3 protein-coding genes are annotated in these 1,644 nt (G+C 75.4%); 1 reads left to right on the top strand and 2 read right to left on the bottom strand.

What is annotated here, in order from left to right:
- Window positions 1-422, top strand: a 422-nt coding sequence (locus F2B26_RS16150; protein ID WP_159811086.1) for an ATP-binding cassette domain-containing protein, incomplete at its 5' end; no start/stop codon positions are given.
- A 41-nt stretch (window positions 423-463) separates the two neighbouring features.
- On the opposite strand, the gene F2B26_RS16145 is transcribed toward F2B26_RS16150, so the two are convergent.
- Entirely contained in the window at window positions 464-1,087 is a 624-nt protein-coding gene (locus F2B26_RS16145; RefSeq protein WP_159811088.1) for a response regulator, read from the bottom strand.
- Window positions 1,088-1,125: 38 nt separating this feature from the next.
- The coding region (locus F2B26_RS16140) for an ATP-binding protein (RefSeq protein ID WP_328698703.1) at window positions 1,126-1,644 on the bottom strand (519 nt) is incomplete at its 5' end.

Below are 1,644 nucleotides of genomic sequence, written 5' to 3'. Positions count from 1 at the left end.
TGGTCGGCCTGCCTGCCGGGTTCGCCGGGCGGCGCATCGGCACGCTGTCCGGCGGCGAACGTCAGCGCCTCACGCTCGCGCTCGCGTTCGCACCGCGGCCCGACGTCGTGCTGCTCGACGAGCCGCTCACGGCGGTCGACCCGGCCATGCGGCTGGCACTGGCCCGGCAGGTCGCCGCGCTCGCCGCCGACGACCACATCGGGCTGCTCGTCGCGTCGCACGACGTGACGTTGCTGGACGCGCTCACCCGGACCGTGCACGTGCTGGCCGAGGGGCGGCTCGTCGAGCACGGCCCGCTGCGCACCCTGCTCGCCGACCCGCAGCACCAGTCCACCCGTGACCTGGTCGCCGCACTGCCCGCCGCCACCGGGGTGCCCGGACTCACCCGGCAGCCGGCGCTGCACACCGCCGACGACCGCTGACGTCGGAGCCGCCCTGCTCAGGGCGCCGGGGGCTCAGCCCCTCAGGGGGCGACGAGACCGGTCTGGAACGCCACGACGACCGCCTGCACCCGGTCACGGACGCCGAGCTTGTCGAGCACATGCGCCACATGCGTCTTCACGGTGGCCTCGGACAGGTAGAGCCGGGAGGCGATCTCGGCGTTCGACAGCCCCTCGGCGATCGCCACGAGCACCTCGCGCTCACGTGCGGTGAGCGCCGCCAGCCGGGGGTCCTCGGGGGTGTCGACCTGACCGTCGGGCAGCCGGTCGGCGAACAGCTCGAGCATCCGACGGGTGACCCGGGGGGCCACCACGGCGTCGCCGGCCGCCACCGTGCGGATCGCCTCGGCCAGCTCGGCGGGCCGGGCGTCCTTGAGCAGGAAGCCGCTGGCACCGGCCCGCAGCGCGGCGAACGCGTACTCGTCCAGGTCGAACGTCGTGAGGATGAGCACGCGGACGTCCGGCGCGGCCTCGACGAGGGCGCTCGTCGCCTCGATCCCGTTCATCCGCGGCATCCGCACGTCCATGAGCACGACGTCCGGGGCCAGGGCCGCCACCTGCTCGATCGCGACCTGGCCGTCACCGGCCTCACCCACCACCTCGATGCCGTCCTCGGCGTCCAGCACGAGCCGGAACCCCATCCGCATGAGCGGCTGGTCGTCCACGAGGAGCACCCGGACCGCGCTCACGCCGGCACCTGCCACACCTGGGACGGACGGGGGCCCGCATCGGCCGGCACCACGAGCTCGACGCTCACCCGCCAGCCTCCCCGGTAGGGCCCGGCCGTCGCGGTGCCGCCGAACACGGCCGCGCGCTCACGCATCCCCACCAGACCACGACCCGAGCCTCCCCCGGCACCGGGCATCCGCGCACCTCCGTCGTCCGTCACGCTGATCTGCACGAGGGCCGGAGAGGTCGGGGTCTGCGAGACGACGACCACGAGCACGTCGACCGACCCGGCACCGGGGGCGTGCCGCAGCACGTTGGTGAGCGACTCCTGGACCACCCGGAACACCGCGAGCCGCAGCCCGGCGTGGTCCGGCAGCTCGGTGGTGCGCGACCGCACGGGCAGACCCGCACCGCGGAACCCGTCGACCAGGGCGTCGAGGTCGTCGCCCGCGGTGGGCTGCGGCGCGGTCGGGGCCGGCTGGTCGCCCTGCACCGCGGTGACGGCGGGAGCGACGGGCGGCACGACGCCGACCGC

Origin of the sequence: Cellulomonas citrea, from assembly GCF_009829685.1 — a bacterium.
In the GTDB taxonomy this organism is placed as follows: Bacteria; Actinomycetota; Actinomycetes; order Actinomycetales; family Cellulomonadaceae; genus Cellulomonas; species Cellulomonas citrea.
This window is presented reverse-complemented; position numbering and strand designations above follow the sequence as displayed.